General features: G+C 59.7%; 29 protein-coding genes. 18 read left to right on the forward strand and 11 right to left on the reverse strand.

Annotated features, from left to right (window positions below; genetic code table 11):
- The 3 genes from KQ310_RS06725 to KQ310_RS06735 all read left to right on the forward strand — a co-directional run.
- The coding region (locus KQ310_RS06725) for an Rpn family recombination-promoting nuclease/putative transposase (protein WP_259721001.1) at positions 1 to 295 on the forward strand (295 nt) is incomplete at its 5' end.
- Between the two features lie 23 nt (positions 296 to 318).
- Entirely contained in the window at positions 319 to 621 is a 303-nt protein-coding gene (locus tag KQ310_RS06730; RefSeq protein ID WP_259721002.1) for a DUF4351 domain-containing protein, read from the forward strand.
- Between the two features lie 48 nt (positions 622 to 669).
- Entirely contained in the window at positions 670 to 831 is a 162-nt protein-coding gene (locus tag KQ310_RS06735; protein WP_259721003.1) for a hypothetical protein, read from the forward strand.
- A 123-nt stretch (positions 832 to 954) separates the two neighbouring features.
- Here the strand turns inward: KQ310_RS06735 and KQ310_RS06740 are convergent, their stop codons facing one another.
- From KQ310_RS06740 to KQ310_RS06755, 4 genes are all read right to left on the reverse strand, one after another.
- On the reverse strand, positions 955 to 1,356 hold the full coding sequence (locus tag KQ310_RS06740) for a HEPN domain-containing protein (RefSeq protein ID WP_259721004.1): 402 nt from the start codon (positions 1,354 to 1,356) through the stop codon (positions 955 to 957).
- Positions 1,346 to 1,732: a nucleotidyltransferase family protein gene (locus KQ310_RS06745; protein ID WP_259721005.1), complete on the reverse strand. Its 387-nt coding sequence runs from the start codon at positions 1,730 to 1,732 to the stop codon at positions 1,346 to 1,348. Before KQ310_RS06745 ends, KQ310_RS06740 begins: the two co-directional genes overlap by 11 nt.
- Before the next feature lie 82 nt (positions 1,733 to 1,814).
- Positions 1,815 to 2,054, reverse strand: coding sequence for a hypothetical protein (locus tag KQ310_RS06750; protein ID WP_259721006.1), 240 nt, complete (start codon positions 2,052 to 2,054; stop codon positions 1,815 to 1,817).
- Positions 2,051 to 2,371: a DUF1778 domain-containing protein gene (locus KQ310_RS06755; RefSeq protein ID WP_259721007.1), complete on the reverse strand. Its 321-nt coding sequence runs from the start codon at positions 2,369 to 2,371 to the stop codon at positions 2,051 to 2,053. The genes KQ310_RS06750 and KQ310_RS06755 overlap by 4 nt, the downstream gene beginning before the upstream one ends.
- A gap of 616 nt (positions 2,372 to 2,987) precedes the next feature.
- On the opposite strand from KQ310_RS06755, the gene KQ310_RS06760 reads away from it, so the two are divergent.
- Positions 2,988 to 3,209, forward strand: a complete 222-nt coding sequence (locus KQ310_RS06760) for a ribbon-helix-helix protein, CopG family (protein WP_259721008.1) — start codon at positions 2,988 to 2,990, stop codon at positions 3,207 to 3,209.
- A gap of 909 nt (positions 3,210 to 4,118) precedes the next feature.
- Here KQ310_RS06760 and KQ310_RS06765 read toward each other — a convergent pair.
- Both KQ310_RS06765 and KQ310_RS15850 read right to left on the reverse strand, forming a co-directional pair.
- The gene (locus tag KQ310_RS06765) at positions 4,119 to 6,272 is read right to left on the reverse strand and encodes a tetratricopeptide repeat protein (protein ID WP_259721009.1); all 2,154 of its coding nucleotides are present in this window, start codon (positions 6,270 to 6,272) and stop codon (positions 4,119 to 4,121) included.
- Between the two features lie 231 nt (positions 6,273 to 6,503).
- Complete coding sequence (locus KQ310_RS15850) at positions 6,504 to 7,043, reverse strand: prepilin-type N-terminal cleavage/methylation domain-containing protein (protein ID WP_311134713.1); 540 nt, start codon at positions 7,041 to 7,043, stop codon at positions 6,504 to 6,506.
- A gap of 530 nt (positions 7,044 to 7,573) precedes the next feature.
- On the opposite strand from KQ310_RS15850, the gene katG reads away from it, so the two are divergent.
- The 11 genes from katG (at position 7,574) to KQ310_RS06825 (ending at position 19,924) form a co-directional block, all read left to right on the forward strand.
- Positions 7,574 to 9,880, forward strand: coding sequence for a catalase/peroxidase HPI (katG, locus tag KQ310_RS06775; protein ID WP_259721010.1), 2,307 nt, complete (start codon positions 7,574 to 7,576; stop codon positions 9,878 to 9,880).
- A gap of 180 nt (positions 9,881 to 10,060) precedes the next feature.
- Positions 10,061 to 11,683 carry a hypothetical protein gene (locus KQ310_RS06780; protein WP_259721011.1) on the forward strand — a complete coding sequence of 541 codons (1,623 nt, stop codon included), beginning with the start codon at positions 10,061 to 10,063 and terminating at the stop codon, positions 11,681 to 11,683.
- Positions 11,684 to 11,693: 10 nt separating this feature from the next.
- Positions 11,694 to 12,335 carry a prepilin-type N-terminal cleavage/methylation domain-containing protein gene (locus KQ310_RS06785; RefSeq protein ID WP_259721012.1) on the forward strand — a complete coding sequence of 214 codons (642 nt, stop codon included), beginning with the start codon at positions 11,694 to 11,696 and terminating at the stop codon, positions 12,333 to 12,335.
- Positions 12,320 to 12,910: a Tfp pilus assembly protein FimT/FimU gene (locus KQ310_RS06790; protein WP_259721013.1), complete on the forward strand. Its 591-nt coding sequence runs from the start codon at positions 12,320 to 12,322 to the stop codon at positions 12,908 to 12,910. Before KQ310_RS06785 ends, KQ310_RS06790 begins: the two co-directional genes overlap by 16 nt.
- Complete coding sequence (locus KQ310_RS06795) at positions 12,910 to 13,506, forward strand: type II secretion system protein J (RefSeq protein WP_259721014.1); 597 nt, start codon at positions 12,910 to 12,912, stop codon at positions 13,504 to 13,506. Before KQ310_RS06790 ends, KQ310_RS06795 begins: the two co-directional genes overlap by 1 nt.
- A gap of 4 nt (positions 13,507 to 13,510) precedes the next feature.
- Positions 13,511 to 14,095 (forward strand): hypothetical protein, encoded by a 585-nt coding sequence (locus KQ310_RS06800; protein ID WP_259721015.1) that lies wholly within the window; start codon positions 13,511 to 13,513, stop codon positions 14,093 to 14,095.
- A 742-nt stretch (positions 14,096 to 14,837) separates the two neighbouring features.
- Positions 14,838 to 16,469, forward strand: coding sequence for a hypothetical protein (locus KQ310_RS06805; RefSeq protein ID WP_259721016.1), 1,632 nt, complete (start codon positions 14,838 to 14,840; stop codon positions 16,467 to 16,469).
- Between the two features lie 9 nt (positions 16,470 to 16,478).
- Positions 16,479 to 17,147 (forward strand): type II secretion system protein, encoded by a 669-nt coding sequence (locus tag KQ310_RS06810; protein ID WP_259721017.1) that lies wholly within the window; start codon positions 16,479 to 16,481, stop codon positions 17,145 to 17,147.
- A complete protein-coding gene (locus KQ310_RS06815) occupies positions 17,148 to 17,684 on the forward strand; it encodes a prepilin-type N-terminal cleavage/methylation domain-containing protein (protein WP_259721018.1) in 537 nt (178 codons plus the stop codon). It abuts the gene before it with no gap.
- Between the two features lies 1 nt (position 17,685).
- Positions 17,686 to 18,309 (forward strand): prepilin-type N-terminal cleavage/methylation domain-containing protein, encoded by a 624-nt coding sequence (locus tag KQ310_RS06820; protein WP_259721019.1) that lies wholly within the window; start codon positions 17,686 to 17,688, stop codon positions 18,307 to 18,309.
- Between the two features lie 46 nt (positions 18,310 to 18,355).
- A complete protein-coding gene (locus KQ310_RS06825; RefSeq protein WP_259721020.1) occupies positions 18,356 to 19,924 on the forward strand; it encodes a class I SAM-dependent methyltransferase in 1,569 nt (522 codons plus the stop codon).
- Positions 19,925 to 19,931: 7 nt separating this feature from the next.
- On the opposite strand, the gene KQ310_RS06830 is transcribed toward KQ310_RS06825, so the two are convergent.
- Together KQ310_RS06830 and KQ310_RS06835 are read right to left on the reverse strand one after the other, a co-directional pair.
- Entirely contained in the window at positions 19,932 to 20,327 is a 396-nt protein-coding gene (locus KQ310_RS06830; RefSeq protein ID WP_259721021.1) for a PilZ domain-containing protein, read from the reverse strand.
- Between the two features lie 42 nt (positions 20,328 to 20,369).
- Positions 20,370 to 21,038 (reverse strand): SOS response-associated peptidase, encoded by a 669-nt coding sequence (locus KQ310_RS06835; protein ID WP_259721022.1) that lies wholly within the window; start codon positions 21,036 to 21,038, stop codon positions 20,370 to 20,372.
- 44 nt (positions 21,039 to 21,082) lie between these two features.
- Here KQ310_RS06835 and KQ310_RS06840 point away from each other — a divergent pair, with 44 nt between their 5' ends.
- Positions 21,083 to 22,657: a class I SAM-dependent methyltransferase gene (locus KQ310_RS06840; protein WP_259721023.1), complete on the forward strand. Its 1,575-nt coding sequence runs from the start codon at positions 21,083 to 21,085 to the stop codon at positions 22,655 to 22,657.
- A 5-nt stretch (positions 22,658 to 22,662) separates the two neighbouring features.
- Here the strand turns inward: KQ310_RS06840 and KQ310_RS06845 are convergent, their stop codons facing one another.
- Together KQ310_RS06845 and devC are read right to left on the reverse strand one after the other, a co-directional pair.
- Positions 22,663 to 23,334, reverse strand: coding sequence for an ATP-binding cassette domain-containing protein (locus KQ310_RS06845; RefSeq protein ID WP_259721024.1), 672 nt, complete (start codon positions 23,332 to 23,334; stop codon positions 22,663 to 22,665).
- A gap of 14 nt (positions 23,335 to 23,348) precedes the next feature.
- Complete coding sequence (gene devC / locus KQ310_RS06850) at positions 23,349 to 24,497, reverse strand: ABC transporter permease DevC (protein ID WP_259721025.1); 1,149 nt, start codon at positions 24,495 to 24,497, stop codon at positions 23,349 to 23,351.
- A 95-nt stretch (positions 24,498 to 24,592) separates the two neighbouring features.
- On the opposite strand from devC, the gene KQ310_RS06855 reads away from it, so the two are divergent.
- Both KQ310_RS06855 and KQ310_RS06860 read left to right on the forward strand, forming a co-directional pair.
- Positions 24,593 to 25,195, forward strand: a complete 603-nt coding sequence (locus tag KQ310_RS06855) for a hypothetical protein (protein WP_259721026.1) — start codon at positions 24,593 to 24,595, stop codon at positions 25,193 to 25,195.
- A 3-nt stretch (positions 25,196 to 25,198) separates the two neighbouring features.
- Complete coding sequence (locus KQ310_RS06860; RefSeq protein ID WP_259721027.1) at positions 25,199 to 25,798, forward strand: RES family NAD+ phosphorylase; 600 nt, start codon at positions 25,199 to 25,201, stop codon at positions 25,796 to 25,798.
- 26 nt (positions 25,799 to 25,824) lie between these two features.
- Here KQ310_RS06860 and KQ310_RS06865 read toward each other — a convergent pair whose 3' ends face one another.
- Positions 25,825 to 26,904 (reverse strand): HlyD family efflux transporter periplasmic adaptor subunit, encoded by a 1,080-nt coding sequence (locus KQ310_RS06865; protein ID WP_259721028.1) that lies wholly within the window; start codon positions 26,902 to 26,904, stop codon positions 25,825 to 25,827.
- Positions 26,905 to 26,906 lie beyond the last annotated feature (2 nt).

Consider the following 26,906-nt stretch of genomic DNA (forward strand, 5'->3'; position numbering starts at 1 on the left):
CAGGGGTGCTGACACCGCCAGCGGCAGCAGCACCAGCGATCTCGGCCTCGACCCCTCCGCGCCCGGCGACCGCCTCTATCGCTTCTCCGCTCTCGAAATCAAGGAGCTCAGCCACCGGCTCGATGGCGTGCTCTGGCCCCGTGAGGCCACCGGCTGCGCCGAAACCGGCAGCGCGGAGTTTCCGGTGGTGCTGCTGGAGGTGCAGATGCAGACAGCCTGCTCACCCTGCCGGTGCGGCCCGTGGGCGAACTGGCAGCCAGCAGCCGTCAGATCCTGGCCAGCCGTCCGGACCTAGTCACGGTTGTGCTGCCTATGCTGGTGCAACGGTTTCCACAGCTGAGCGAGGAGCAGATCATGGTGATCGCCGGCATCCCCCGCGAGGAGATCCGCCACACCCGCGCCGTGCAGGACTGGCTGGCGGAAGGTCGGCAAGAAGGCCGCCAGGAAGGCGAAGCCAACGTGACCCTCCGCCTGCTCACCCGCCGCTGCGGCCCCCTGAACGACGCCACCACCGCCCGCATCCAGGCCCTTCCCCTGGAGCAACTTGAGGCCCTGGCAGAAGCCCTGCTCGACTTCCAGGGCCCCGACGACCTGGCCGCATGGCTGGCCGCCCACGCCTGACTGCCCGTTGGATCCATCCCCCACCAGCGTTCAGCGATCGGCCGAGTCGTGATCCGGGTGGAGCGTTACGGAGCCGACATCATCCGCCAGGCCATTGCGACCGACCTCGACGACATCGAGGACCTGCGTTGTGGCCTTGCGGCCCTGAAAGACCCCGCCGATCCGGCGCTCGACTGGGCTGGTGGGCTCTGCGTTGAAAGGGGAGTTTGAAGGGCTACGCCGGTTACGGGTGGGCAATTATCGCATTGCCTATGAATGACAGCGGAGTGAGCTGATGATCCTTGTACTGCGGATTTGCCACCGCAGGGAGGTTGGATCGCTGATGTCCCCTTTTCAATCCCGCGGCGGAAATCCCTCTCGCCTCTGAACCGCAGCGGCAATCTGCACCTCCACCTCCTCCCGCAGCTGGCGGATGAGGCGGAGCAGAGTGTCGCGGCTGGCTGGAAGTGGGGTTTCTTCCGGGCTGTAGCGGGCCTTCACCGCAAAGGGCTGGAGCTCGATCAGCTCCTCAGGCAGCTGGGCGCCGGCCAGCTGAGCCAGACGATCCAGCGCATGGCTGAGGGGAGGCTGCTGATCCGCCAGCACGATCAGGGTCTTGAGCAGGTTCTCCACCTCCTGCTGGGCGATGAATCCCCAGGTTTCCTGGGGAAAGGCCTCATCCAGTGCCGCCAGCAGGGCAGCCTCCTGGCGGAGCGCCACCTTGAGGATGAGGGCCGCGTCTTCCTCAGGAGGCATAGAGCACTTTCCCCTCGCGGGCGATGCGGCCCAGCACATGCCAGCGGGAGCCACTGAGCTTCTCGGCGCTGGCCTCGTCTTCCACGAGCAGGTCGAGATCCACCGGCAGGATCCCCAAGAGACAACGGGCCTGCCGTTCGAGCACTCGCCGCACCTCCGGGCTGCTGCTGCCCCGGCAGAGCAGGAGCAGATCGAGATCCGAGCCGGGCCTGGCTTCGCCGCGGGCGCGGGAGCCGAACAGGACAAGCGCTTTGGTAGAGGGATCCTCCGCCAACGCCTCCAGGGCATCGCGCAGCAGCTCCGCCTCCAGCCCCGGGCCAAAGCCCTCCAGCTGCAGGGGGGCTGGCTCCGACCAGACAGGCGCGGCCAAGGCCACGGGAAGCCCCAACAGATGCTTCAGGGTAGGGAGAGTTCTGCCTGCATCCTGTTTTTGATGGGCGCCCCACCAGCGGCCTGCTTCAACCCCCCAGCGTGCGGCGGATGTCCTTGAGCAGCAGTAACAGGTGCAGTGGATCGGTGGGTGAACGATCGAACTCAGGGATCAGATGTTCATAGAAGCCTCGGGCCTGCTTGGATTCGGCATGCACCAGCAAGCCGCGGCAGCCGATGGCGTCGCTAAGGCTGGCCTTCATGGCGTTCGTCCACCCCCAGTCGGGCCAACAGGCCGCCAGCAGCTCCGGCGGGTTGTAGCGGCTCATGCCTGGGGCTGATCCGCCGCGGGCTGGGCAAAGGGTGAGGGCCGCTCCAGCAGGCGCGTCAGGCCCAGCAGGTTGCGGGCCGGGCGGCTGTTGATCCGCTCCCATTCCTGCTGGGCGTCGGCATCGAGCAGGAAGTGCTGGCGATCAGCCAGCACCCGCTGTGCGGCCAGACGACCTTGGGAGAGCAGGAAGGAACTGCGGTGGGTACCGAGGGCAGTAGCGGCCCAATCCAGCAGGGCGCGGTCGTCCTCTGTGGCACGCAGCTCGATCCGACTGGTCTTGGCCGGCCGGTGACCCTGCGGCTTGGTGCTGGCCACGACAACAAGCGCTAAGAACGTACGGACACTGTACGGCGCCCATCTTGGGAGCGTGGCCATGGAGTCGGCACCGAAAGAGGCGCCGGTTCCGACCAGACAGGCGCGGCCACGGCCACGGAAACCCCCAACGGATGCTTCAGCGTAGGGAGAGTTCTGCCTGCATCCCGGCGCCGATCTGGGCGCTGATCTGTGCCAGGTTGGCCTGACATTCCAGATTATTGAGATCAAGCTGAATCACTGGGTGCCCCAATCACAGGCGTCTCAGGTGATGCTCGAGGGCGTCGAGATCAGCAGCCTCGAGCAGCTTCGGGTTGATGCAGGCAGAGTTAAGAGTCTGGGCTCGTGCGGGCGGTCTTGATCACCCAGACCCCAGGCTCCCTGCTGTCGATCAGCACGGTGCGACCAGCGAACTCCTTGCCGAGGGAGATCTGGCCACTGGCACCTCTGCTTGACCATCGGAGTGCAGGATTTTATGCCAAACACATATTCATGCGTTCATGCTAAGCGAAGTACTGGGTCCAGGCATGAGGCATCAGCAATTCCGTCGTGGTGACCCGCGTGGAGGGCCGGGATACACTGATGTCATTGACATCTCCACGAAGTCAGGGGTGCTGCGATGGTTCAGGTCACCGCCCGCTTACCCGATGAACTGGGGGCTGAGCTCGATGCAGCTGCCCTGCAGCTCAATCGTTGCCGAGCCGACATCATCCGCCAAGCCATTGCGTACGACCTCGATGACATCGAGGACTTGCACTGTGGCGTAGCGACTCTAAAGGACCCTGCCGACCCAGTTCTCGACTGGGATGAGGTGCGCGATGCGCTGCTCGCTGCGGATTAATCGCTCGGCTGCAAAAGCTCTTGCAGAGGCGAAACCTTGGGCACCGGCCTTGCCGTGGCGGAGGCGGAGAAGGTATTCCTTCCCGCTAGCTTAAACCTATTGTTCGGCGAAAGACCATATCCACGCCTTTCGACTGAACCCGGCCACCGAGGCGCGGCTGGAGACGCTGGCCACTGCCACCGAGGCTCAGCAAAGACTTCTACCTCCACGAGCTGATCGAGAACGGATTGGACCACCTGGAGGACGCCTACCTGGGTGCCACCGCAGCTGAACGGGCTCGCCTGGGTAAGAAGCGGACCTACAGCATCGATGAAGACGTGAGTGAACTTGGCCTGGACCCTTCGGATCTCTGAGACCGCAATCGGGCAGCTGAAGAGGCTCGACAGTTCAATAGTGCGAAACCTGATGCGGTACTTGAACCGCCTGCTGCTGGAGACCGACAATCCCCGAGCAGCGCAGCAAGGCTGATCGCTGAGACCCAGGGCCGACCATCTGCCTGAACTGGCGCCTATCGTTGTTTCAGGATCGGCCCGATCGCATCCTTGGTGGATGGGGCAGGCCGAGCAGACTTCTTTGCTGACACAGGGGGCAGGGGATTAACTCAGACAGCAGCACCCCAGCGGTTATCCGGGTCGAGTTTCCCAAAAAAGGGCAGATAGAACTCCTCGATTGAGAGTGACCGTTATTGCGCTTACAGTACATGTGCGGCCGTCAAATGGCGGCAATCACAGACTGCTCCGTCCCAGACCAGCTTAGCGCTTTCCAATCGCTCAAAGCTGTTCCGGCGTAGGCGTATTGGCTTTTTCAGAAGTCCCTAAATGGGCTGGCGAGAACCACTGCAGCCATTGGTATCTGGATAAATTCTAATAAGCCCTAGAGCTGATCGAGCTCGGCTTCCTAATGCGGGGGTCAGTCAGCTAGCGAAGATCGGCGCGCAGCAATACCAGCACATGCCTGCTCCAAAGGGAGAGCCCATGAGTCAGCAAATAAAGAGCGGAAGATTTTTACACTCTTGTACCACGATGATTGAGACTCTTGCCTCCCCCAATACCAAGTCAATCCCAAGCCAGGCGGCACAAGGACAAAGGTTTCCACTCCAAGAGCCCCTGAGAGATGCGCGTTCACATTAGAAATTGTGAGAACGATATCGCAACTCGCCAACATGCAGGCCTGAGAGTCAAAATCGGAAAAAGAATCATGAATTCCATGTTCCACACCAAATCCGGACTCCTCAAGCTGCTTAAACTCTTCTTCGTCGACTTGGTGCTGCAGGCATACAATAACATCCCCTGGAAGAATTGCTTCACGAAGGAATTCAATCATCAAGCTTAAGGGGATTGACTTTCGAGCGCCAATATATTGCCGACCACTTCTCCAAGATATACCAAGCCTAAGACCTCGGCCAAAAGAACATTCACCTTTTCTTCTTTTCGGTTCCGAAGCAGCGCGGAGGTACCTGCCCAATTGTTTTTGGCCCAAATGCATTCCTGGAATAAATGAAATCATATCTCCCATCGGAAAGCAAGACGAACATTGATCAGCAGTTTGCACTGGATTGCTTGGATTGAATATAACTCCAGGGAAAGATCTGGCAAATAGCCGCTCTAATCGAGCATCAATTCTGCAATACACCCTCTGGAAGCGTCGGGCATACCACGAAAAGAACCTAGAAAAGTAGACTTGATCTCCCACTCCTTGCTCGTGCAGGATAAAAACACTTTCTGCATCACTTGAGCAGCGGGCTCTCCAGGAATCAAGTGGCAAAAATTCCCGGAAGTGAATCGGATCACTTTCCACTCGTCTATCATATCCATTATCAATTGCTTCTTGCACTTTAGAGACAGTTAAAAATTCATTCGCCCTTCTTAATACAGGCCAGACGTTTGAAGGGTCACATGCAATTGACTTGTTATATTGAATTACAGCTATATCATGATTACCCCTTACGCTTTCGACGATTCCAAGAATAAAGAAGGCTTCCGAGCTGCAACTAAAGCATTCAATTGCTCGCAGGGCAGCCTCCTCTGCAAGAGAAATCTCTCCCAGAGAAATATAAGACAACCCAATTTGAGTTACAATACCAGCTCTTGACTCTCCCTCCCAATGCGATTCAATGCTAAGGCCTATGGAAACGGATTGTGCAGCTTGACCTTCTGACCTGAGGGCTTTAATCAATGCTCTAGCAACTTTATCATCCGGTCTTAGCAGATAAGCCAACTGAAAGTATTCAGCAGCTTTTGGATAGTTTTTAAGCTCAACGCAGGCTTGACCTGCACAGCGAAGGACTTCGGACTCCTCAGAATCACCTCTTGACCCAATAAGCTTACATGCGGAAAGGGCATCAGAAAATCTACTCTGGCTCAGAAGAAATTGAACATAGTCATTCGACGAACATAATTCTAAATGATCTAAGCCATGAAGGGAAATCTGCAAAGGTTCATCACAATAACTGACATCGTCAAATCTCGCGATGGCGGACTCTGCCGAGAACAGTTCTGAGCAAGTCGCGCTCCAGTAAGAGTCAGAAACACAAAGGAAACAGCTCACTTGTGGATAATTTGAAGATATTGTCTCAAAAACTCCTTTCCACCAAAGGTAAGGACGCCTGGTGATATGACAGTTTTCGCCATTCGGAAGAACAGCTCTAGAGGGATAATTGGCTATATTCACCGCGACAAGTTTATAGGCATTCCTGAACAACTTATCAACAATACTGAATACGTCTTCGACGGCAACGTGCTCTAAAACGTCAAAGCAGACCACGCAATCTGAAGCTTCAATAGCTGTTTTCGCTAGAGATGGCTCATATTCGCACACACGAGAAAGGGAAAAGAAATCCAATGCGGATTTACCCCCGTCAAAATCTGGACTTTGCCACGAACAGCTGCCGCTTCCATAGTCTAAAACAGTATCGACTGCAAATTCATAGAAAAAAGGTCTCAAAATATATCTAAACTTTCTAATATTCATCAAGTCAAACTTGCTCGAGCCAATTCTTTTGACTCCTGAGAAGGCCATCTCTCTATAGTAACCAATCAATCTTTCGCTACGATCTGTTCTCATGAGGGTAGAATGAAATATTTAAGGGCGTTACTGATAGCAAAAAAGGATAGGCTTGAATCCAGAAACATTGATGCGAGCGCAGATTTGAACATCAAGAGATCAGCCGAACAGCAAAGCCCTCATTAGCAGATAAAATATAAACTACTAGCCATAAAGAGATGATTTAAGCTAAAAAGAAACGCCTTGACTGCATCAATCAAGGCGTCATTCAATATAGAGCCAATAGAAGCTCTAGCCGAACGTGCAAGAAAGACTACCTGTGGAAGATGCGGTTGCAATTGCTTTTGTGGAAGTAGCCGTAGAAGATGCATCTAGACATCTAACGCCTGAAGGTCCAGCGGTCCAAGCATCGCTAGTGATGCTAACGCTAGCGCTGCCATTGCAGTCTAGTGTGACGCCCGCGGGATTAACAGGAGCTGCTCCAATCTTAGAAGCTTGGCCAACGGCACATTCCTTGGCAAGACCCATGAGCTCTCCAACAGCTGCGCCTGCAGCTGCAGCATTACGAGCATTGAGAAACTGAGGAAGCGCTACAGCGGAGAGGATGCCTACGATGGCAACCACAATCATCAGCTCAACGAGGGTGAAGCCCTTTTGGAGCAGAGTGCGGTTGCGATGCAGATTCGCAAGTAGCTGTAGCTGGGTGCGATGACTAACAGATTTAGACATTTTGGTTGAATAGGGATCCTGGCTCAATATAGAAGCAATTAGCCTAGGTGAAACCGAATAATTCTGAATCCTAGGTGAGAATATCCTTAAATTGCTTGCCATGGTAGCCAAAGTTTCGCCTAGTAGGCAATTTAGCAGGACATGCCTAGGGGTCGGCACATGCCCAATTGCGCACGTCAGAATCAGATCGCGAACCTAAGAGGAAGCTACTGATACATTTTTGGCGTGCCAATTCAACAATCCAGTAGTAATGATGGCGTTAATCCGCCGAGACGGGTGTGGATCCAAGCGTATTCCAAGAATCCCAACACATCCACGAATTGCTGACTGTATGGTTGCGGCAGCCGCGAGGGATGGGGAAAAGGCCACTTGAGCGGCGCAAATCTCGAAACAAAATTCTCCTTCCAATCGTGAGGGATATGAGCACCTCCATTATGTAGGCAGATGATTGAGCTGTCAAGTCGTTCGTCATAGGCGTGGATGTGTTCTGATTGTTCGAGTGCAGGTTTGAACTCCGCCCCCCTGCGCCACTACGGAATGTGTTGAGCACCTGACCCTCCAGCCCGGGGTGCATACGGTCAAGGGGAACGACTCCACCCCGTGGACGTCTTCCCCCCCGCTGCCGCACCGCGATGACTGAGCTTGGCCAGTGCCCGTTTGCGGGGCGCGCTGCGACCACCGCCGCATCCGGAGGGTCTGCGAACCAGGCCTGGTGGCCGCACCAGCTCAACCTGGGGATCCTGCATCAGCACAGCCCGGCCTCCAACCCTCTGGGGGAGGCGTTCGACTATCCCGAGGCCTTCAGCCAGCTGGATTTCGCCGCCCTCAAGCGCGATCTGCATGCCCTGATGACCGACTCGCAAGACTGGTGGCCGGCCGACTGGGGCCACTACGGCGGTCTGTTCATCCGCATGGCCTGGCACAGCGCCGGCACCTACCGCACCGCCGACGGTCGTGGTGGCGCAGGCACCGGCAACCAGCGCTTCGCGCCGATCAACAGCTGGCCCGATAACGGCAACCTCGACAAGGCCCGCCGCCTGCTCTGGCCGATCAAGCAGAAATACGGCAACCGCATCTCCTGGGCCGATCTGATCATCCTCACGGGCAACTGTGCCCTGGAATCGATGGGCTTCCCCACCTACGGTTTCGGCGGCGGCCGCGTCGATATCTGGCAACCAGAAGACGACATCTACTGGGGCCGCGAAACCACCTGGCTCGGCGATGAACGCTATAGCGGCGAGCGCGAACTGGAGAACCCCCTGGCCGCCGTGCAGATGGGGCTGATTTATGTGAATCCCGAAGGCCCCAATGGCGAGCCCGATCCGGTGGGTTCCGGGCGGGATGTGCGCGAAACCTTCGCCCGCATGGCGATGAACGACGAAGAAACCGTGGCCCTGGTGGCCGGCGGCCACACCTTCGGCAAGGCCCATGGCGCCGGCAGTCCGGAGCTGATGGGGCCCGCCCCGGAAGGCGCCAGCCTCGAGGAGCAGGGGCTGGGCTGGAAGAACCACTTCGGCAGCGGCAAGGGCGCCGATGCCACCACCAGCGGCATCGAGGGCGCCTGGAAGCCCAACCCCACCACCTGGGACCGGGGCTATTTCGAGATGCTGTTCGGCTACGAGTGGGAACTGGAGAAGAGCCCGGCCGGCGCCTGGCAGTGGCGGGCGAAGGATGTGCGCGAGGAGCACCTGATCCCCGACGCCCACGACCCCAGCAAGCGGCACCGGCCGATGATGACCACCGCTGATTTGTCGTTGCGCTTCGATCCGATCTACGAACCGATCGCCCGCCGCTTCCACCAGGATCAGCAGGCCTTCGCCGACGCCTTCGGCCGCGCCTGGTTCAAGCTCACCCACCGCGACATGGGGCCCAAGGCGCGCTACCTCGGCCCCGAAGTGCCCGACGAAGACCTGATCTGGCAGGACCCGATTCCGGCCGTGGACCATCCCCTGATCGATGCCGCCGCCATCGCCGACCTGAAGGCTCAGGTGCTGGCCTCGGGGCTGTCGGTGCCGGAGCTGGTGGCCACCGCCTGGGCCTCGGCCTCCACCTACCGCGGCTCCGACAAGCGCGGCGGCGCCAACGGCGCCCGGATCCGCCTGGCACCCCAGAACAACTGGGAGGTGAACCAGCCTGAGCAACTGGCCAAGGTTCTGGCAGTGCTCGAAGGCATCCAGCAACAGTTCAATGCCAAGCAGATCAATTCCAAGCAGAACGCAGCCCAGAGCACTGCCCAGCACAATCCCCAGAACCCAGCCCAGAGCACAACACAAGCCACTGGCACCAGGGTCTCCCTGGCAGATCTGATCGTGCTGGCAGGTTGCGCCGCCGTGGAGCAGGCCGCCCGGGCCGGAGGCCATGCGGTGTCGGTGCCCTTCACACCGGGCCGTGTCGATGCCTCCCAAGAGCAGACCGATGCCGCCTCCTTCGAGCCCTTGGAGCCCCAGGCCGACGGCTTCCGCAACTACCAGAAGCGCGCCTTCGCGGCACGGGCCGAGGAGCTGCTGGTCGACCGGGCCCAGTTGCTCACGCTGAGCGCGCCGGAGCTCACGGTGCTGGTGGGTGGCCTACGGGTGTTGGGGGCCAACGCTGACGGCTCACCCCACGGCGTGTTCACCCACAGGATCGGCACCCTCAGCAACGACTTCTTCGTGCACCTGCTCGACATGGGCACGGTATGGACGCCCATCGCCGAAACGACGGAGTCTGCTGCCGCGCAGGCCAGTACCGCGAAGAGCAGTACCTCGCAAACCTTCGAAGGCCGCGACCGCCACAGCGGTGCGCTGCGCTGGACCGGCACCCGGGTGGACCTGGCCTTCGGCTCCAACTCGCAGCTGCGGGCCATCGCAGAGGTCTATGGGCAGAACGATGGCGGCGAGAAGTTCGTGGCTGATTTCATCGCCGCCTGGAACAAAGTGATGAACCTCGATCGCGTCTAATAGCCCAGCTCAGGAACAATCCAGCCTGAACACGTTTAAAAATAACCAGCCAGGCTGATCTCGCGATGCCTGGTTTGAATCGGGTGGATTCAATAACGTGCATCACCATGGTGTGAACGCAATGGTCCGCAGTTTTATGCGGGCCTAGACTAAGCAAAAAATTGAGGGCGAGCGTCTTCCGTGAACCTTCACAAACCAGGGCCGCCTGCCTCCGAGCCAGGCTTTTCCCTTGTCATCGTTCTGCTGCTCTCCCTGGGGGTGCTGCTCACGGGGGTGGCGATCATGGGGCGGGTGAGCTTCGGGCGGATGGGGGCGGCCTGGCAGGCCCAGAGCCGGGAGGCGCGGGAGGCGGCGGAGATCGGCATGGCGCGGATCGTGAGCGAGCTGAACCGGGAGCGGAACCGGCGGCTGCTGGTGAATGGGGCGGTGCTGAACAGCCAGACGCGGACCTACATCGAAAATCCCGTCAATGAAGGCATCACGGGCTCCCTCTGCACCACCACCCTGCCGCTGCTGAGTGGGGCGTTCCCGGCGGGGGCTGATCCCAAGGCGGAGCAAGTGATCGATACTGAGCGGCGCTTCCAGCTGGTGAGCGTGAGTCAGCCGGCCTCATCCAGCGAACGGGAACCATCGGCGCCCACCAGCAAGAACGACAGCGACGCCAACAGCACCGAGAGGTTCAAGGTCACCACCGGTTACGACCCGGATGGCACTGGCGAAGCGGAATTCCCCGCCCGGGCCGGGGAGATCACGATCGAGGTGCGGGGGATGAGCTATCGCAACGACACCCTGATTGCCACCACCACCTTGAGCCGCACCTTTGAGGTGGTGCCGAAATGCTGCGGGGGGTCGCTGGGGGGCTACGGGGCCGCCTTCGGGCCGGACACCCGGCCCTGCCCCTCGATCGGCTTCGGCATCGTGGGCGGAGCCGCCGCGAACAACACCGGATCGATCACGATCCTTGGCACCTCTGCAAGTATCAGAAACAGTGAGGGCGTCAAGATTCCGTTTGTGTATTGCATTGCCAGCACCACCTGCAGTGTGAGCCTGAACCAGAACCTGGGCACGGGGGTGAAGGTGGTGGATGTGCCGATGCCCGCCATGCCGGCGCCAGCCAATACCACCTGCCTGGATCAGAACACGGCGCTCTGTAATCTCAATCTCGATGACAACGTCTTAGACCTCAACGACGGCAACCTCTTGCTGGATACGGGGCTGCCGATGAGCAGCTGGCCCACCAATTTCCGATCCGTGTGCAGCCGCAGCAGCAGCACACCACCACTCACTACCTGCAGCCTCAACACGCTCAACTTCGGCGCCAACAACCGCACCATCACCATCGATAGCCGCGGCGGGCCGGTGCGCTTCTATTTCCCCAACAGCCAGAGCGACATCACGACCCTGACCTTGCGCAACAACGGCGGCTTCAAACACATCAATTCCAACAACAGCGGCAACCTGCCCAGCCGGATCACCGATCTCAGTCTGTTCGGCTGCCTGCCCTCAGCCAGCCGCACCTGCGACCCGAGCCAGAGTTTGGAGATCGGCAACGGCGGCTCAGAGGCGCTGCAACTCTTTGCCTACTTCCCCAAGGGCAATGTCACGATTGGGGGAACCGGTGGCTTCAATGGAGTGATGTGGGTGAATCAGCTGGCAACGAACGGCAATATCACCTTCACCATTCCCGGTTCTGGCCTGGCCGACGTGCTCGATATGATGGGGATGGGTGGCCTGGCACCCACGCAGGACTTCCCCATCGTGGATTATGTGACCCGCGCCACCAAGAGTCTGCGTTTCTTCTGAGTCGTTTGCCATGAAGATCATCCTTCGAGCACGGCTCTTGCACTCGGCGCTCAGCCGTGAGCAAGATGGCTTCAATCTGGTGGAGCTGCTGATTTCGGCCGTGATTCTGTTGGTCACGCTGATGGGGGCCGTCACGATTTCGTTGACCAGCAGCATGAACAGCTACCAGACGGGCCTGCGCTACCAGAAGGAGGCCGCCATCGATGCCGATCTGGCCCAGATCCAGCGCTTCAATGATCGCTTCACCTGCGTCAGCGGCACCTGTCTGATCGCGCCCGGCACCGATACCCCGATGGGCAAGGATGCGTACTTCCCCGATCCGGTGGGGCCCGATACTGACAACGACGGTGTGGTCGACGTGGCAGACGATGCCAACCACGACGGCATTGCCGATGAGGCGAAGACGGCCCTGGACGCCTTCCAGAACCGATGCCTCTACCTCGCGTCATTGGATCTGGTGACGCCGCTCAAACAGCTGATCGAAGCCTCGATCCCCGTGCCCACCGGCCTGCAGCGCACGATCGCGGTGGATTCCACCACCCAGGGCGGTGCGCACCGCTATACGGTGACCTATGTGGATCCCGCCTCCAATGAGGTGATGCGTCAGATGACCCTGCTTCCCTCCACCGTGGCCTGGTGTCCGCGCATTTGAACAGCCGCAGCCAGCGGCGCCGATCGCGCCGGCCCCGGGGCTACTCCATGGCAGAGCTGCTGGTGACCGTGGCGGTGCTGGGCATCCTCAGTGCGGTGGTGCTGAATGGCATTGGCGTGCGCGAATGGCAGCGCCGCAAGGTGAACGCCGTGGCGGTGGAGCTGAATGGCTGGTTGGAATCTGTGCGCCGCTCGGCCCTGAAGGGAACGGGTTGCCAGGTGACCATCCAGACCAATGCCTCCGCCGTGGCCGGCACGGTGATCGCCTCGGCTGCACCGGTGACCACCACCACCCTGCCCAACACCTGCATGAGTGAGCAACCGCTGCGAATCCTGGCCAATAGCGGCGGCGATCGCTATGCCATTCAGGCCGATCCCGCCACCTTCTCCTTCACGCCTCGCGGCACGGCGCGGGGCCTGCCGAACGGCAACCACGGCGACCTGGAGATCACGATCTCCCTGAATGGCCAGCCACCGATGCGCTGCGTGCAGCTCAGCTCTCCGCTGGGGCTGATTCGGGTGGGCTTCAGTGAAACCACTGTGAGTGGCTCCTGCACCTACCCAGGCCTCTTCTGATGGACAAACTCCACCGGCACCACAAAAACAGTCCGTCCGCCAGCGCCAGGGCCTTCACCCTGATGGAACTGCTGATGGCGGCGGCGATTGGGGCGGTGATCCTGGCGGTGGCGGCCAAGGTGCTGATCGGTGATGTGCGGAGCAGCTCCAACCAGGAGGCGATCCAGCGCCTGCGCGACCACTGGGGGCGGGTGAACTATTTCGTGGATACGGAGGTGCGCGAGGGCCTGAGTGTGAGCCTCACCGCCGGCAGTGGCGGATGCGCTTCTGTGACCAATCCCCTGCTCACGATCACGGTGCCGGCGCCGGGCACGGTGAGTGGAATCAGCACAATCCACTACTACAACCAGAACGGTGATCTCTGGCGCTGCGGACCCGACATCGCCGACAATGGATCCTTGATCTTCGACACGATTACCAATGTGATCCTGGTGGAAAATACCACCCTGGAGGTGAGCATCACCAATTCCAGCAACATCAATTACGTGCTCACAATGAACAGCCGTGCAGCGGGCAATGGAATTGAGTATGCCGCCAGCAGCGAAGCACGAACCGCCTCCCGATCCTGCGATCCCACCTCGGGGATCTGTTATTGAGATCTTGAAGATCGATCAGGCTGGAATGATGCTGCGCACGACCATCATGCGCTTGGGGAGAGTGGCGCCCCTGCTGGCTCTGGCCCTGTTGATCGGCTGTTGGTCTCAGCCCAAGAGGAGGTTCCCTGAGGCCTCCGAGGCGGGCCGGAGGGCCTGCGTGGAGGAGGTGCAGGCGAACTATGCCCCACAGGGACGGGTGGAGGCGATGAAGAAGTGCCTGGCCACGATTGATAAACGGCTCGTGGCCCAGCGCAAACTCCAGCACACCCTAAACCCTGCAGCTCTGCCTTCAAGCGGCGAGACGGAAATCCAATCCCTCACTGCTCAAGAGCGCCTACTTTACTGCCGGCTGCATCAAGAGGAAGTGCAAGCCGCCGAGCGTGAGCGGCAAAAGCGACAAAGTCTCTGGATCACAGCATCCAGCCGTGCACATCCAGGAAGCGCGTCTTCGACAGAAGCCAAGGTGAATTACGAACAAGCGATTAACCAACTGAATACGCTGATCCCGGAGAGCTACCGAGCAGGCTTGCCGCTAGTTCCCGATGCCATCTCTGCCTATCAAAGCTGCATGGGCCCTTTATTCAAGTGACACTTGAAAGACCACCCAAGAAAAACTCAAATTGCCCCAGGGAGGGGAGGACCTGGTTAACCCAAGAAAATACTCGAACCAAGACTTGAGACTCGTGTCCCTGTCTTGAAGCCTGTTTCTCAACAGGGGCTGTACAGAGATTCCCTGGCAAAGGCCGACATGAATGCGGCTCTTCAATCAAAGATTCTACAATAATAACGATGCACTTCTTGACTCAAATCCAGGACTTCCTCGTGCTTTCACTGCAATGAAAGCCTCTGCAGGCGCAATCATGGGCCCCTAGATTCCGCCATTCGAATGCGCCCTTTCCCCCGTGGAAAGCGAGCATAGCGCCATTTATGCCCTGGCATGACTCAACCGGTTAGACCTTGGAAAAGCCGCAGACTCGGACAAACTAGTGTCACAGGCTTGCGCCACCTTTCCGATCGCAATATTCATACCAATAGGTCTCCATCCTCCCCACCAAGATGCCAGAGACGAGAAGTGCACTCTTTCTAAACTTTCCACTGAACTTGCTAAAGCATTTTCTTTTCAGCTTTCATTCGAGCAGCACGATTGCCGCAATGTCAAGAAATATAACTCCCTTTCATGGGCGTCGCCAAAGCGTTGTTCGATCCTATGATGAGGGAGATGTAGTTGTTGTAGGGACCGAGGCTAAGCCGCCATGCCGACCCCAATAATCAAGTCAGCAGCTGCAGAGGCGAAGCTTCGCCTCCTCTTGCTCGGATCCTTGCAGAGGAGCTTGGTCCGCGTTCGCCAGCGTGACCGTGCCGCTCAGGCTGGATTTTCGATGGCAGCGGTGATGCTGGTGATCCTGATCTGCATCATGGGCTCCATGGCCTTGGCGATGCGTGGTAGCTCGGGGTTGCTGGCTTCACGGCTCCAAAGCCAGAGCCGCGAAGCCCGCGATGTAGCCGAAGCTGGGATTGTGCAGGTTGTGAGCGAGCTGAATAATCCTCCGAACAGACGGATGCTGGTTTCAGGGTTACCGCTCAGCAGCTGGGGCACCACACCTGATGCTCGCCAGCAGAATCCTTGTCGACAACTTCCCACGGCCACTCCAACATCATCTCAAGCACGAGCACTTGCGGGAAATTCAACGCAGAATCTGGTGTCAGGCAACAGTTCGCGGCGTTTCATTCTTAAATCGGTTCGCTATTCCAATAGCAATCGAACACGTTGGATTGAGAGCAGGTATGATAGTGCAGGAAGTCTTTCCACTAGCAATAGCTCCCCGGCATTTGATAACAGCACCAATCAGCTCATCAATCTTCAAACGGCATCCTCAGGTCAGCCCGACAACCTTGGATACATTCAGCTTGAAGTCGAGGGCGAAGTGATTCGTGGTGGCACACAAGCCGCTCGTGCCACGGTGACTAGAGAATATCAAGTTGTTCCAAAGTGCTGCGGCCTCTCCTTCAACGGCCCTGGCAATATCTACGGTAACGACAGAACGATTTGCACCAGTGGTAGTGACAACACAGGCAAGCTTGGTGTTGTGACTGGCTTCAATGGTGGTGGTGTCACGAAAGCCTCGGGAGGAGCAGGCGATATTCTTGGGCCTGATGGCAATCCTCTTCAGGCCATTCTATGCATCACGTCAACAGCAACATGCGGCGCCGGCGTAAGCAGCATTAGCACTTCTGGCGGCAATACTGTTCCAGTGACCCCTATTGCGATCAACATTGATCCACCACCCACTTACCCAGGCACGACAAGCAATAAGGGTTCAATATCCAAGGTTAATACCTACATGCGAGTCAACAGTACCGATACGGCTATTGAGCTGTGCGACATTAGCGGTTCCACGCTAAGTGGCTGCAGCACTGCCAACTATTGCGAAAAAGTTACCTCCACTGTCGCAAATTATCACTGCCGCATGTCTGACATTGATACCGGCACTAAAGTGCTCACAATAGATTCGACTGGTGGCCGAATTGCATTGTACTTCAACGATTCACCTGGCACCGTGGCTACTGGTGGAACCGGTGGCATACAACATGTAAGGTGTGGATCTTTTGCTGGCGCCACAACAGCTTGCGCTACCGCTGCGCCCGCTTCTCAATTTGATCGAGTTTCCTTCTATGGAAACTTAGCGTCCAATGTCTTTGATCTTCAAGGGACACCTGGCGTACTTTCAACATTTGTCTATTTCCGGCAAGGCCAGGTTAACATCGGTGGAAATGCTGAAATTGTGGGCTCTCTCTGGTCTAATAATCTAGAGCTTAATGGTAGCTTTGAAATTGCCGCACCGCCAACCGGTTGTGTCACCGGCGGCGGAGCATTCTGCACCTTAATTGGAGGAGGTGGTGCTCCTAGTGAAGTTCTATTTGATTGGGTGGCCAGGAGCACCGCCCAAGGCAAGTTATACTAGGCATCCATCATGACTTTGCGTTCAGCAATCATTGTTCGATCCGCTTTAGCAGCTCCACCGCGGCAGAATCTCATGGTGTTTTTTGCAAAGCGGAATCAGTTAATTATTGTGCCTCGATCTGGATTTACCTTGGTGGAGATTCTTGTAGGTGCTGTATTGTTATCGATTGTAGCTGCTGGCGTAGCCGTCATCATGGTTGGAGGGAACCGTACATCGCAGCAGGCAGGCCTTCAAACGCAACTTGATGCCCTGATTGATCAAGATCTTGCCGCCGTTCAGACGCTGAATGACCGCTATACTTGCTGCCCCGGAAGCTGCACAAGCCTTGACAGCACGATCAATGCCGCTGTAGCAGCAGGAGATTGCTCCGTCAACACACCCGGCAACGAGAATTACTATTCTCCCAATCAGACCAACTCTGACCCAACAGCGGCAACAACGGCAACACTTGCGTTTCGGAGTGCTTGCACAAATCGCACGATCACTGATAATTTTATCACTCAAATGCCCACTCTACCTGCCTGGCCAGCTGGCACTAATCTTACTCGAACCACGCCCCTTCTGGTTGGTACCTCTGGCCATCTCCTTCAATGGTCTTACACGGGATCTATTGATGGGAATGTGGCGGTCACTCGCGTGGTCAATCTTACTCCAACCGTAGCAGCTTGGTGCCCTTAAATGCTAACAACCTTGCTCAAGGGTAAATCAGAAGGCTTCACACTCACCGAATTTATGGTTGTTGTTGTCTTGATTGGCATTGTTGGAGCAGTCACTATTTCCTTGGGAATAGATTCTTGGCGGAGAGAGCGGCTCAACGCAGTTGTGATCGAGCTTGCTGGTTGGCTAGAGGAAATCTCCAGAAACCCAGAACGCAACGGAACCGCCTGTACGGTTACTGTTGATACTGGCAGCCGTTCTCCCGGTTCGCGCCTGGCACGAGTAGAACCCACAAGCTGTTCAGCCAATCCAGCATTCAATATCCCTGCAACCTTTGGTTCCGATAATTTTAATGTTGGATCTTCTCAGGACTCATGGACTTTTACCCCTCGTGGAGCGATTTCTTCGGCTTCAGATGTTCAGGTTCGCATTGCCATCTCTGGCCAGCAACCAGTCCAATGTGTTCGTCTCTCTGGAACTCTTGGTTTAATTCGCCTGGGTCGCAATGAAGCCTCTTCTGATGTCTCCTCGAGTTGCACAGTATTCAGCTCAACTTGAGATGCCTAACTCGTCTTCAGATGGATACTTTCGACCTGCTCATCGCTCGGCCACCCTTAATCTGTCTGGATTCTCACTTGTTGAGCTTCTAGTCGTATCAGCAATTGGAGGTATTTTGATTGCAGCTGCAGCCTCGATTAGCGTTACACACATTCGCTCCAGTGCCAACCAGCTTTCGATACAGCAACGCCGCAGCGACTGGGGCAAGCTCACTTACTTGCTTCAAACTGAGACAGGAGAAGGCATCTCTGTGGCGACGGGCGTATCCACATCAGGTTGTGCAGCCACAGTGAACTCACTATTTACAATTACTGTCCCTATTTTTGACAGTTCAAGCCCTAGTACAGCGGTGCCAACACGCCTGATCCACTATTATACAACTGGTGCAGGTACGGCGGCTCAGTTATGGCGTTGTGGGCCTGCGATTCTTGATGGCAGTGCTGCCAACACGCGTGCCGGCCAGCTCTCACCCACTGGCAGCATCGTTACTTCTCTATTAATGGAAGGAGTACCTATCACCGCAACCCTTGTAGATTCTAGATCTCTGACTATCCAGCCTGACACGGTGATTGCTGGGTCAGTTGAACCCTTTACAGTTCGAACAAAGGTACGCCTGATTCAGTAGTATTTGACTTGGCAGGCAAATTCTTTGCATAAAATCCAGTAAACTCATGCCACATTGGGATCACGGGTACTTCTCCAACAGCATCTATACGAGTAGTTTTTATCGAGAGCAGGTTCCAAGCTGGCTTGATTTTGCTTCCCTTGTGGCTGGCCACGAACCTCCGCGAGCACACGAAGGAGACCCTTTTCACTACCTTGAACTTGGCAGTGGAATGGGTCTTTGCCTATGTCTTCAGGCTGCCTGCTATCCAGAAGGCCAATTCATTGGTGTCGACTTTCACCCTGAGCATATTGCACATAGTCGATGGCTTGTTACTCAATTGAAGCTGAAGAATATTGAGTTTATAGAGGCAGACTTCTGTGACCTTTGCTCCAATTCATCCCCACTTGGACTGCTGCCTGGAGTCAATGGGCACTTCCACTATGTTGCCGCTCACGGCATTGCCAGCTGGGTCATCGAACCGGTTCAAAATGCAATGCTGGCACTCGCCAGCCAGGCATTAAGGCCTGGAGGGCTCTTCTATTGCTCGTACAATACCTTTCCTGGATGGCTGGGTCGAACTGCATTTCATGTCTTGTCTGAGCTGGAGCTTCAGCGTTCAGATCAGTCCAGCCCTCATGCAGCCTATCTCCGAGCAGCAACCACTCTCAATTCACTATTAGGACCTGAAGAGCAGCCCCATGTGCTGGGAATGGCGCAGCCAACACTCAGGGCTGATCTGAGCCAGATCCCCCTGAGTCCGGTTAACTATCTCACGCAGGAGTATGGATCTAAGGGCTGGGCCCCCATGTTCGTGTCCGATATGCACCAGCGGTGCAAGAACCATAAGCTGAGTCCGGTGGCTTCTGCAACGCTACCTGATCTCTTCGACGACCTATTGGTCGAGAGCCTGCATGACACGGTGCTTGCGGAAAAAAATTCACTAATTCGTAGTACTTTAATCGACTTAGCCACTAATAAAGCATTTCGTAGAGATATCTTTGCGAAGGGTTCACTTAGTCTTTCTGGGCAGGAAAAGATAGAACGGCTTGGCCGTGTTCGTCTAGCTTTGCGCGAAGCCCCAGCCGTTGATGTCTATAGTTTTAATACGCACTTTGGAGAAGTCGTGGGCATGTTCGACATCTGTCATGAGATGGAGGCTCTCCTTAGGGAGAATGCTCAATCTCTTGAAAGTCTTCAGGCAGAGTTGATGCAACCCCTCCCTGTGCTGGAGAAAATGGCAGCTTTACTGCTTCATGGGAACAGAATTGGGTTGGATCGTGGAAAGCAGGGTGATGCAGCGCTTAGCGGATGCTTGAGTGTAAACGGTACCTTGAAAAGAATGATGCAGGCGGGCCGTCCATATGAATTCTTGACATCGCCGACTTTAGGTACTGGGATAAGTGTCTCGACTTTAGAAACTCTTTTTCAGGATGCCTTGGCAAAGGGCCTGAATGGCGAAGAGCTGGCAGCCTGCATTATGCTTGGCGCCGAAGTGCTTGGAGCAGAATTGCGTGATGGCGACAAGAAGACAATGCTGAGCGATAAGAAAAAGCTTGAAGCCATAAACAGCGGTGCTGAAAACTTTCGCTCCCAGCGCTTGGCCGCATTGAAGGCAATGAAAGTAATTGAGTGAGTTTGGCTCAACGCTTCTGCTCATAAATCGCCAAAAACGTCCCTTCAAGTTCAATCGGCTTGTCATATTTACAACCCACAAAATAAGCCGAGCCCACATGATCCATCCACATCACCGTGGCGTCGTTCGAGATCGGCTCGCCCGTGCTGGGGTTACGGATGAACACCCGGCCATAATCGCCAGGCACAGGCGATCCCTCCTTATCTGGGATGGCGATGCAGCAACCCGACAGGCTCACATCCCACAGGCGAGCCTTGTATTTCTGGCCCTCCACCACAAACACCACGGCGATCTGCACCGAGAAGGCCGGAACACTGAAGCGGGGCTCCCTGCGGGGCAGGAACGCCTTCTTCTCTTTTCTAGTGGCCACGCCCGCTCCCATAGCGCCCTCGCCGTTCCACATCGACAAGCCACCTTCATCCTAATAGGACCTTAACGAGCCTGCTCAGGAATGGAAGAGGGCCAGCTGCCGATCCGTGGGAGGAATCCGGCCGCCAACACGCACGGGCACGGCCTGCCAGCTCTCCCCCTGTTCCGCCGGTTGCAACAGCGGTTCCAGGGCCCGCAGGCCGGCCCCATCCGCCGGTTGCAGCCAGGCGTCCTCCAGGCCGTCCGGCAGGATCACCGGCATGCGCGGGTGGAACGGCGCCACCAGGCCATTGGCACGGGTGGTGAGCACACAGCAGCTCTCCACCTCGCTGCCATCGGGGCCGATCCAGCGGTCCCACAGGCCCGCCAGCCAGAAGGGCTGCCGGTCGCGGCGGCTCACCCACACACAGCGTGATCCGCGGCCTTCGCGGTAGCCATCCGCCGGCAGCAGGCAGCGGCGGTGGCGCCAGGCGCCTCGGAAACTCGCCTTCTCGGCCACCGTTTCACTGCGCGCATGGATCGGCCGGGGGCTGCCCAGCGGTTGCTTCTGCCATTCCGGCAGCAGGCCCCACAGGGCCAGCCCCACCTGCAGCTCGCCGTGCTCCTGCCGCTGAATCAGCACCGGCTCGCCCGCAGCAATCTCCGGACGCGCTGCGTAGTGGGCCGCCAGGCCTTGCGGCAGCGGGCCCTTGAGGCGCAGCAGCAACTGGTCGATCGGGGTGGTGAGGGAGTAGTGGCCGCACATGGGTCAACTCTCGCAGCTCAGCGCAGCCGGCATAGTCTTGAGTCATGGACTACCGCCTCGACCGGTTGTATGGGGCCTTTCTGCATCGGGAACTGGCCGTGTCCTGGCTGGCGCTGGCCACCCTGTTGGGTGGCCGCCATCGCTGGGATCTTCGGCAGGGGCGCTTCACCGCTCTTGAAATGGGCTGCGGCCACGGACTGAATCTGCTCTTCAATGCCGCCGCCCATCCCGAGGCCCAGTTCTTCGGGATCGATTTCCATCCCAGCCATGTGGCCCTGGCCACCACACGGGCCAGGGAGCTGGGCCTGGGCAATGTGCAGTTCGCCACGGCCGATCTGCGTGAATTCGCCGAGGGTCTGCCCGCTCGCGGGCCCTGTCGCCACTGGCCCGAGGCCTACGACCTGGTGCTGGCCCACGGCGTTGCCAGCTGGGTGGGGGCTGACACCCGCCAGGCGTTGCTGGAGGCCGCCAGCCACTGCCTGCAGCCGGGGGGCTTGTTCTACTGCTCCTACAACACCTATCCGGGCTGGTTGTCGCGCAGCCCCATGCAGATGCTGGCCCTGGAGCTGGGTCTGCTCAGCGGCCACAACACCAGCGAGGCCTCGCTGCAGCAGGCCACGGCCTGGCTGCAGGAGCTCCTCGGTGATGGCGAGGCCCACAACTCTCCCCTGGGTAGGGCCCATCCGGAGTTGCGCAGTGCTCTGCAGGGGTTGAGCAAAGCATCGAGCAGTTACTTGATGGGGGAATATCACGCCACCCATCAGCCGCTCTATGTGGGCCCGATGCACCGAGCCTGCGCTCAGGTCGGCCTGACCCATGTGGGCTCGGCCTCTTTGCCGGAACTCTTTCCCCAGATGCTGGATAGCCCCAGGGCCGCCTGGATTTGCCAGGCGCCCAATGCGGCGATGCAAGAAATTGCCTTCGATCTGGCCATCAATCAGACGTTTCGGCGCGATCTCTTTGCCCGTGGGGTGATTCCTCCCAGTTCCGTTGAAATCCAGGCGGAACTGGCGTCCCTTCCCCTGATCCTGCGGCAGGATTCCCTGAAAACATGCAAGGACTTCCCCATCAGCATGGGAACCATGGCCATCGATGCCGCCATGCTCGAGTCTGTGCATCAGGTCCTGGATGCTGGCCCCCGCAGCCTTGGCGAGCTGGCCCAGGAGTTGGGGCAAGCTCCCCGCGATCTCTTGCCTCAGCTGGCCCTGCTGCTCGACAAGGATCTGGTGGGGGCCGATCCCTTCGCCGCCCTGGCTGCAGGTTCCCAACCCGGCCTCACGGCAGCCGGGTCTGCCGAGATCACAGCCTTCAATCAGACGTTGATCGAGCTCGCCTCCCTGGGGAAGGGAGCCGCAGGGCTGCTGGCCCCCGAGCTGCGGCTGCCCATCCCTCTGGCCGATGCTCAGATCCTGCTGGCCCAGGTGGAAGCGCTCGGGCTCGATGCTGCCGATCGGGTTCAGATGGTGTGGATGGGCATCCAGATGGCCGGCCTCACCCTTCACGATCCGAAGGGTCAGCCCATCCGTGATGAGCAAGCCGCCTTGGCTCAGCTGGAACAACTCTGGGAAGAGTTCCAGGGCGCCGGCATGGAAGATCTCAGGCGGCTGGGGCTGGTCTGATCCGCTCAGAGCAGCCGGCCGTCTTCCATCGACACGGTGCGATCGGCCACATCGAGAATCCGGCTGTCGTGGGTCACCAGCAGGATCGTGCAGCCCTGCTCGCGGGCCAGCCGCTGCATCAGCGTCACCACCTCGCGGCCGGAGCGGCTGTCGAGGGCAGCAGTGGGTTCATCGGCCAGCAGCAGCGGCGGTTCGCCCACCAGCGCCCGCGCCACCGCCACCCGTTGCTTCTGGCCGCCCGAGAGTTGGTCGGGCTTCATCTCCAGATGATCGCCCAGCCCCACGCTCTCCAGGATCCGGCGGGCGCGGCGGTCCATCTCCTCGGTGCTCAAGGTGCCGCGCATCTCCAGCGCCATGCGCACGTTCTGGGTGGCGGTGAGGCTGCGGTGCAGGTTATGGGCCTGGAAGATGTAGCCGTGCTCGCGCCGCGCCAGGGTGAGGGCCCGATCCGATCCGCCCATCAGCTCGCGGCCCAGCACCTGCAACGAGCCGTTCTGGGCCGCCCGCAGCCCGCCGATCAGGGTGAGCAGCGTCGTTTTGCCCGAGCCGGAGGGTCCGGTGAGCAGCACGATCTCCCCCTTCTCCACCTCCAGCGCCACTTCAAACAACACCTGGCGCCGCACCGCACCATGGCCGAAGCTGTGGTTGAGCCCCTGAATCGAGATCGCGCTGGCCATGGCGGTGCTCCTGCTCAGAACAACTCAGCCGGGTCGGCCGCCTGCAATCGCCGCGTGGCGATCGCACCCGAAGCCAGACACATCACCAGCGTGAGCACAAACACGGTGATCGCCCGTTCGACGGTCATGGCGATCGGCAGGCGTGTGGCGTTGGCGGCCAGCGCATACAGCCCCACCGGCATCACGGCACCCGGAATGAAGCCGAGCGCCGCCAGGATCAGGGCCTGCTCCATCACCACCAGCAGCAGATAGCGATTGCGGAAGCCCATCGCCTTGAAGGTGGCGTATTCACGCAGGTGGGCATTCACATCGGTGGAGAGCACCTGATACACAATCACCACCCCCACCACAAAGGCCATGGCGGTGCCCAACCCGAAGATGAAGCCCACCGGGCTGGCCACCCGCCAGTAGTTCTCCTCGAACTGGATGAAATCAGCGTCGCTGAGCACCTTCACATCATCGGGAAGGTGGCGTTTCAGGGCCTCCACCACCGCGGCGGTGTTTTGATCCGGCGCCAGGGTGAGCAGCCCCACGCTCACACTGCTGGCGCTCACCCGCGGGAACATCCGCAGGAAGGTCTGGTCGCTGGCCATCAAGGTGCCATCGGCGCCGAAGGAGGCCCCCAGCCGGAACAACCCCGCCACCGTGATCGTGCGTCGCTCGATCTCCGTAGTGACCCGCTCACCCCGATCGATCCGCTTGATCACTTCGGCGTACTGGCCCCGCGCTCCCCGGTCGAACAGCACCGTATCGGGCAGCTTCAGCGCATCGGCCTGGGCCATTACATCTTTCAGCCGCAGCACATCGGCATCCGGATCGAAGCCCAGCACCTGCACCGTGGCGCTGCGCAAGGTCTGGGGATTGCGCCAGGTCACGGTGCGGATGTACAGCCCCTGGGCATCCACCACCCCGGGCACATCCAGGGCCTGCAGCAGCCGGCGGCGGGGAAAGGTGGAGAGGTTCTGCAGGTTCAGCGCCTTGGGGCTGATCAGCACCACATCCGCCTTGAAGGAACGATCCAGCCGGGTGTTGCTGTCGTAGAGCGCCGCCTGGAAGCCCAGCTGCATGAACATCAGCAGATCGGCAAAGGCGATGCCGGCCAGCGCCACAAAGAAGCGGCCCCGCTCGTGGCGCAGCTGCAGCCAGCCGAGGGGGGTTCTCATGGGCCGATCCTGCGGAAAGCCGGCCTGAGGGCGCCGCGGGCCAACCGCCATCGGGGCCAGGGCGAACCGGTTGCGGCCCGGATTAGGATCGGGTCATGACCGCGATCCAGTTCAAGACCGGCTCGATCAAGCCCCGTCCTGGGTCTGTGAGTGAGGCGCAATTCCGGGCGCGTGTGGTGCGCATGGGCCTGATGAAGCACTCGGCCACCACAGCGGCAGCCATGCAGGCCCTGGTGCGCGAGGGGATCTGCACCCATGCCGCAACGCAGTGGCTGGCGCTGGATCCCGGCGCCGCCGACCCTCGTGATCAGCTCCTTGCCGAGGTTTACCAACGCCTGGAGGAGTGCCCCTCTGCCGCCACCGAGTGGCCAGGCGTGCGCGAGATCCTCGACAACGACGAACTGCTGGCGGCCTTGCTGGGCATCAGCGCCATCAGCCTGCGGCGTTATGCCAAAGCGGAGCGCCACTGCCCAGACCTGATCGCGGCCAGGCTGCACTGGCTGGCCCTGGTGATCGATCAGCTCGAGGGCAGCTACAACGCCACGGGCATCCGCCGCTGGTTTCAGAGGCCCCGCCTGGCCCTCGATGGCCAGCCCCCCAGGGATCGCCTCAGCGGCGACTGGGATCCCCACGACGACGCCATTCGCCCCATCTGGGAGCTGGCCCAATCGGCCCGCCTCGGCCTGGTGGCCAGCTGATCGGTGGTCGCCACTCCCCAGGAACAGGCCCCGTTCCGCCTTGGCTTTCGGGTCTGCGATCGGCGCTACCCCTTCCTCTGGCACACACCCGGCCAGCAGCAGGGTCGCTGGAACCGCGCCGGTGATCAGCCGGTGCATGTCCTCGCCAGCACGCCCACCCTGGCCTGGGCCGAATGGATCCGGCACCAGGAGATCCACGATCCGCAGGATCTGGACGGCATCGCCGCAGCCCTCTGGGCCGTGCTGCTCCCAGCCGCCTGGGGCGCCGAAGATCTGCCGGCCGTGACCCTGCCGCTGGATGTGGTGCTGGGAACCACAGAGCGAGACCAGCAAGCCAGGCAGGCGCTGGTGGATCAGCTCCGGCAACAGGGCGCCCAGGGCCTCAAGGCACCGAGTGCCGCCTTGCACCAGAGCCACTCCGCCTTGCCCTGCGTTCGCGTCTGCGACGGCGCTGAGGTCGCCGAGCTGCTGCCGATCCCGGCCGAGGTGATCCTGCTCTGGTGCCCAGCCGAGCAACTGCCGGGCTGGTGTTGCGTGCCGCAAGGGCGGCCCGGGCCTGAGCTGCTGCCGTTGGTGCGGCGTGAGGGGATGCTGGCTGGCTAAGCCGCCTCCCTGGCGGAACGGGTGCGTCATGGGCCGATCACCGCGCGCACCTGCAGGTTGGTGAGGCCTGAGGCCCGCAGGTTGCTCTCCGGCGTCAGCGGTGCCCGCACCTCCACCACCCGGCTGTCGCTGTTGGCGCTGGGGTCGGTGTTGATCACGCTCTGGCGCAGCACGATCGCGCCGATCAGGCCCACCTGGCCCTCCAGTGGACGCGGCAGGGCCGGGCTGGTGATCCGCACCGGCTGGCCCTGCTTCACCCGCGGCAGGTCGCTCTCATACACCTCCGCCACCACCTGCATGCGCCGCGTCTGACCGATCTGGAGGATCCCCTCGCCGCCGGGCGATTCGCCGGCGCGGGCAAACACCCGCAGCACGGTGCCATCGATCGGGGAGCGAATCATGTTGTCATCGCGGGCGGCAACCGCCTGCTGCAGGCTGGCCTGGGCCTGCTCGAGGCCGCGCTGGGCCGCCTCCACATCGAGATCGGTGCCGCCGGAGCCCGCCGTGCTGCGGGCCCGCTGCCGCTCCAGCAGCACCCGGGCTTCCTGCAGTGAGGCGGTCACGGTGTCGAGGGTGAGCTGGCGGGCGTCGCGATCCTCGGCGGATACGGCCCCTCGCTCAAACAGGCTTTGGTAGCGGCGGGCTTCTGTTGCCGCCGTGCGTTGCTGGGCCTCGAGCGAGCGCACCTTGGCCAGCTGGCCGGCTTCGCCGCTGCCGGCATCGGCGCGGGCGATGGCCAGCCGCGAACGCAGCAGGTTCACCTCGGCATCGGCGGCAGCCACAGACGCCTCGAGCTGGGCCTGGTTATCGAGCACCGCCAGCAGCTGACCGGCCTTCACCCCATCGCCCTGCTCCACCAGCAGTCGCTGCAATCGGGGCTGGGCTCCGCTGGCGGTGGGCGGCACGATCGTGCGCACTTCGCTGATCGGCTCCAGCCGGCCAAGGGCCGTCACGGTGCGGATCGGCGGCTCGACGGCAACCGGAGGGGGTGGAGCCGCCCGTTGCAGCAACACCTGCCGCAACAGAAGCACCGCCGCCAAAACGCACACCCCACCGCCGAGGAGCAGCAACTGGCCGCGGCGCCTGCGGAGCCAGGGGGCCTGCATGG

The organism is Synechococcus sp. CS-1328 (assembly GCF_025128095.1).
Taxonomy (GTDB): Bacteria; Cyanobacteriota; Cyanobacteriia; order PCC-6307; family Cyanobiaceae; genus CBW1002.

Bases quoted from the DNA above. Each gene is read 5' to 3' on its own strand.
- KQ310_RS06760 (WP_259721008.1), top strand. From the start codon at position 2,988: ATGGTTCAGGTCACCGCCCGCTTACCCGATGAACTGGGGGCTGAGCTC.
- KQ310_RS06810 (WP_259721017.1), top strand. From the start codon at position 16,479: ATGACTTTGCGTTCAGCAATCATTGTTCGATCCGCTTTAGCAGCTCCA.
- KQ310_RS06840 (WP_259721023.1), top strand. From the start codon at position 21,083: ATGGACTACCGCCTCGACCGGTTGTATGGGGCCTTTCTGCATCGGGAA.
- KQ310_RS06820 (WP_259721019.1), top strand. From the start codon at position 17,686: ATGCCTAACTCGTCTTCAGATGGATACTTTCGACCTGCTCATCGCTCG.
- KQ310_RS06785 (WP_259721012.1), top strand. From the start codon at position 11,694: ATGAAGATCATCCTTCGAGCACGGCTCTTGCACTCGGCGCTCAGCCGT.
- devC (WP_259721025.1), bottom strand. From the start codon at position 24,497: ATGAGAACCCCCCTCGGCTGGCTGCAGCTGCGCCACGAGCGGGGCCGC.
- KQ310_RS15850 (WP_311134713.1), bottom strand. From the start codon at position 7,043: ATGGCAAGCAATTTAAGGATATTCTCACCTAGGATTCAGAATTATTCG.
- KQ310_RS06845 (WP_259721024.1), bottom strand. From the start codon at position 23,334: ATGGCCAGCGCGATCTCGATTCAGGGGCTCAACCACAGCTTCGGCCAT.
- KQ310_RS06740 (WP_259721004.1), bottom strand. From the start codon at position 1,356: ATGCCTCCTGAGGAAGACGCGGCCCTCATCCTCAAGGTGGCGCTCCGC.
- KQ310_RS06865 (WP_259721028.1), bottom strand. From the start codon at position 26,904: ATGCAGGCCCCCTGGCTCCGCAGGCGCCGCGGCCAGTTGCTGCTCCTC.
- KQ310_RS06855 (WP_259721026.1), top strand. From the start codon at position 24,593: ATGACCGCGATCCAGTTCAAGACCGGCTCGATCAAGCCCCGTCCTGGG.
- KQ310_RS06815 (WP_259721018.1), top strand. From the start codon at position 17,148: ATGCTAACAACCTTGCTCAAGGGTAAATCAGAAGGCTTCACACTCACC.
- KQ310_RS06765 (WP_259721009.1), bottom strand. From the start codon at position 6,272: ATGAGAACAGATCGTAGCGAAAGATTGATTGGTTACTATAGAGAGATG.
- KQ310_RS06795 (WP_259721014.1), top strand. From the start codon at position 12,910: ATGGACAAACTCCACCGGCACCACAAAAACAGTCCGTCCGCCAGCGCC.
- KQ310_RS06835 (WP_259721022.1), bottom strand. From the start codon at position 21,038: ATGTGCGGCCACTACTCCCTCACCACCCCGATCGACCAGTTGCTGCTG.
- katG (WP_259721010.1), top strand. From the start codon at position 7,574: ATGACTGAGCTTGGCCAGTGCCCGTTTGCGGGGCGCGCTGCGACCACC.
- KQ310_RS06825 (WP_259721020.1), top strand. From the start codon at position 18,356: ATGCCACATTGGGATCACGGGTACTTCTCCAACAGCATCTATACGAGT.
- KQ310_RS06750 (WP_259721006.1), bottom strand. From the start codon at position 2,054: ATGAGCCGCTACAACCCGCCGGAGCTGCTGGCGGCCTGTTGGCCCGAC.
- KQ310_RS06830 (WP_259721021.1), bottom strand. From the start codon at position 20,327: ATGTGGAACGGCGAGGGCGCTATGGGAGCGGGCGTGGCCACTAGAAAA.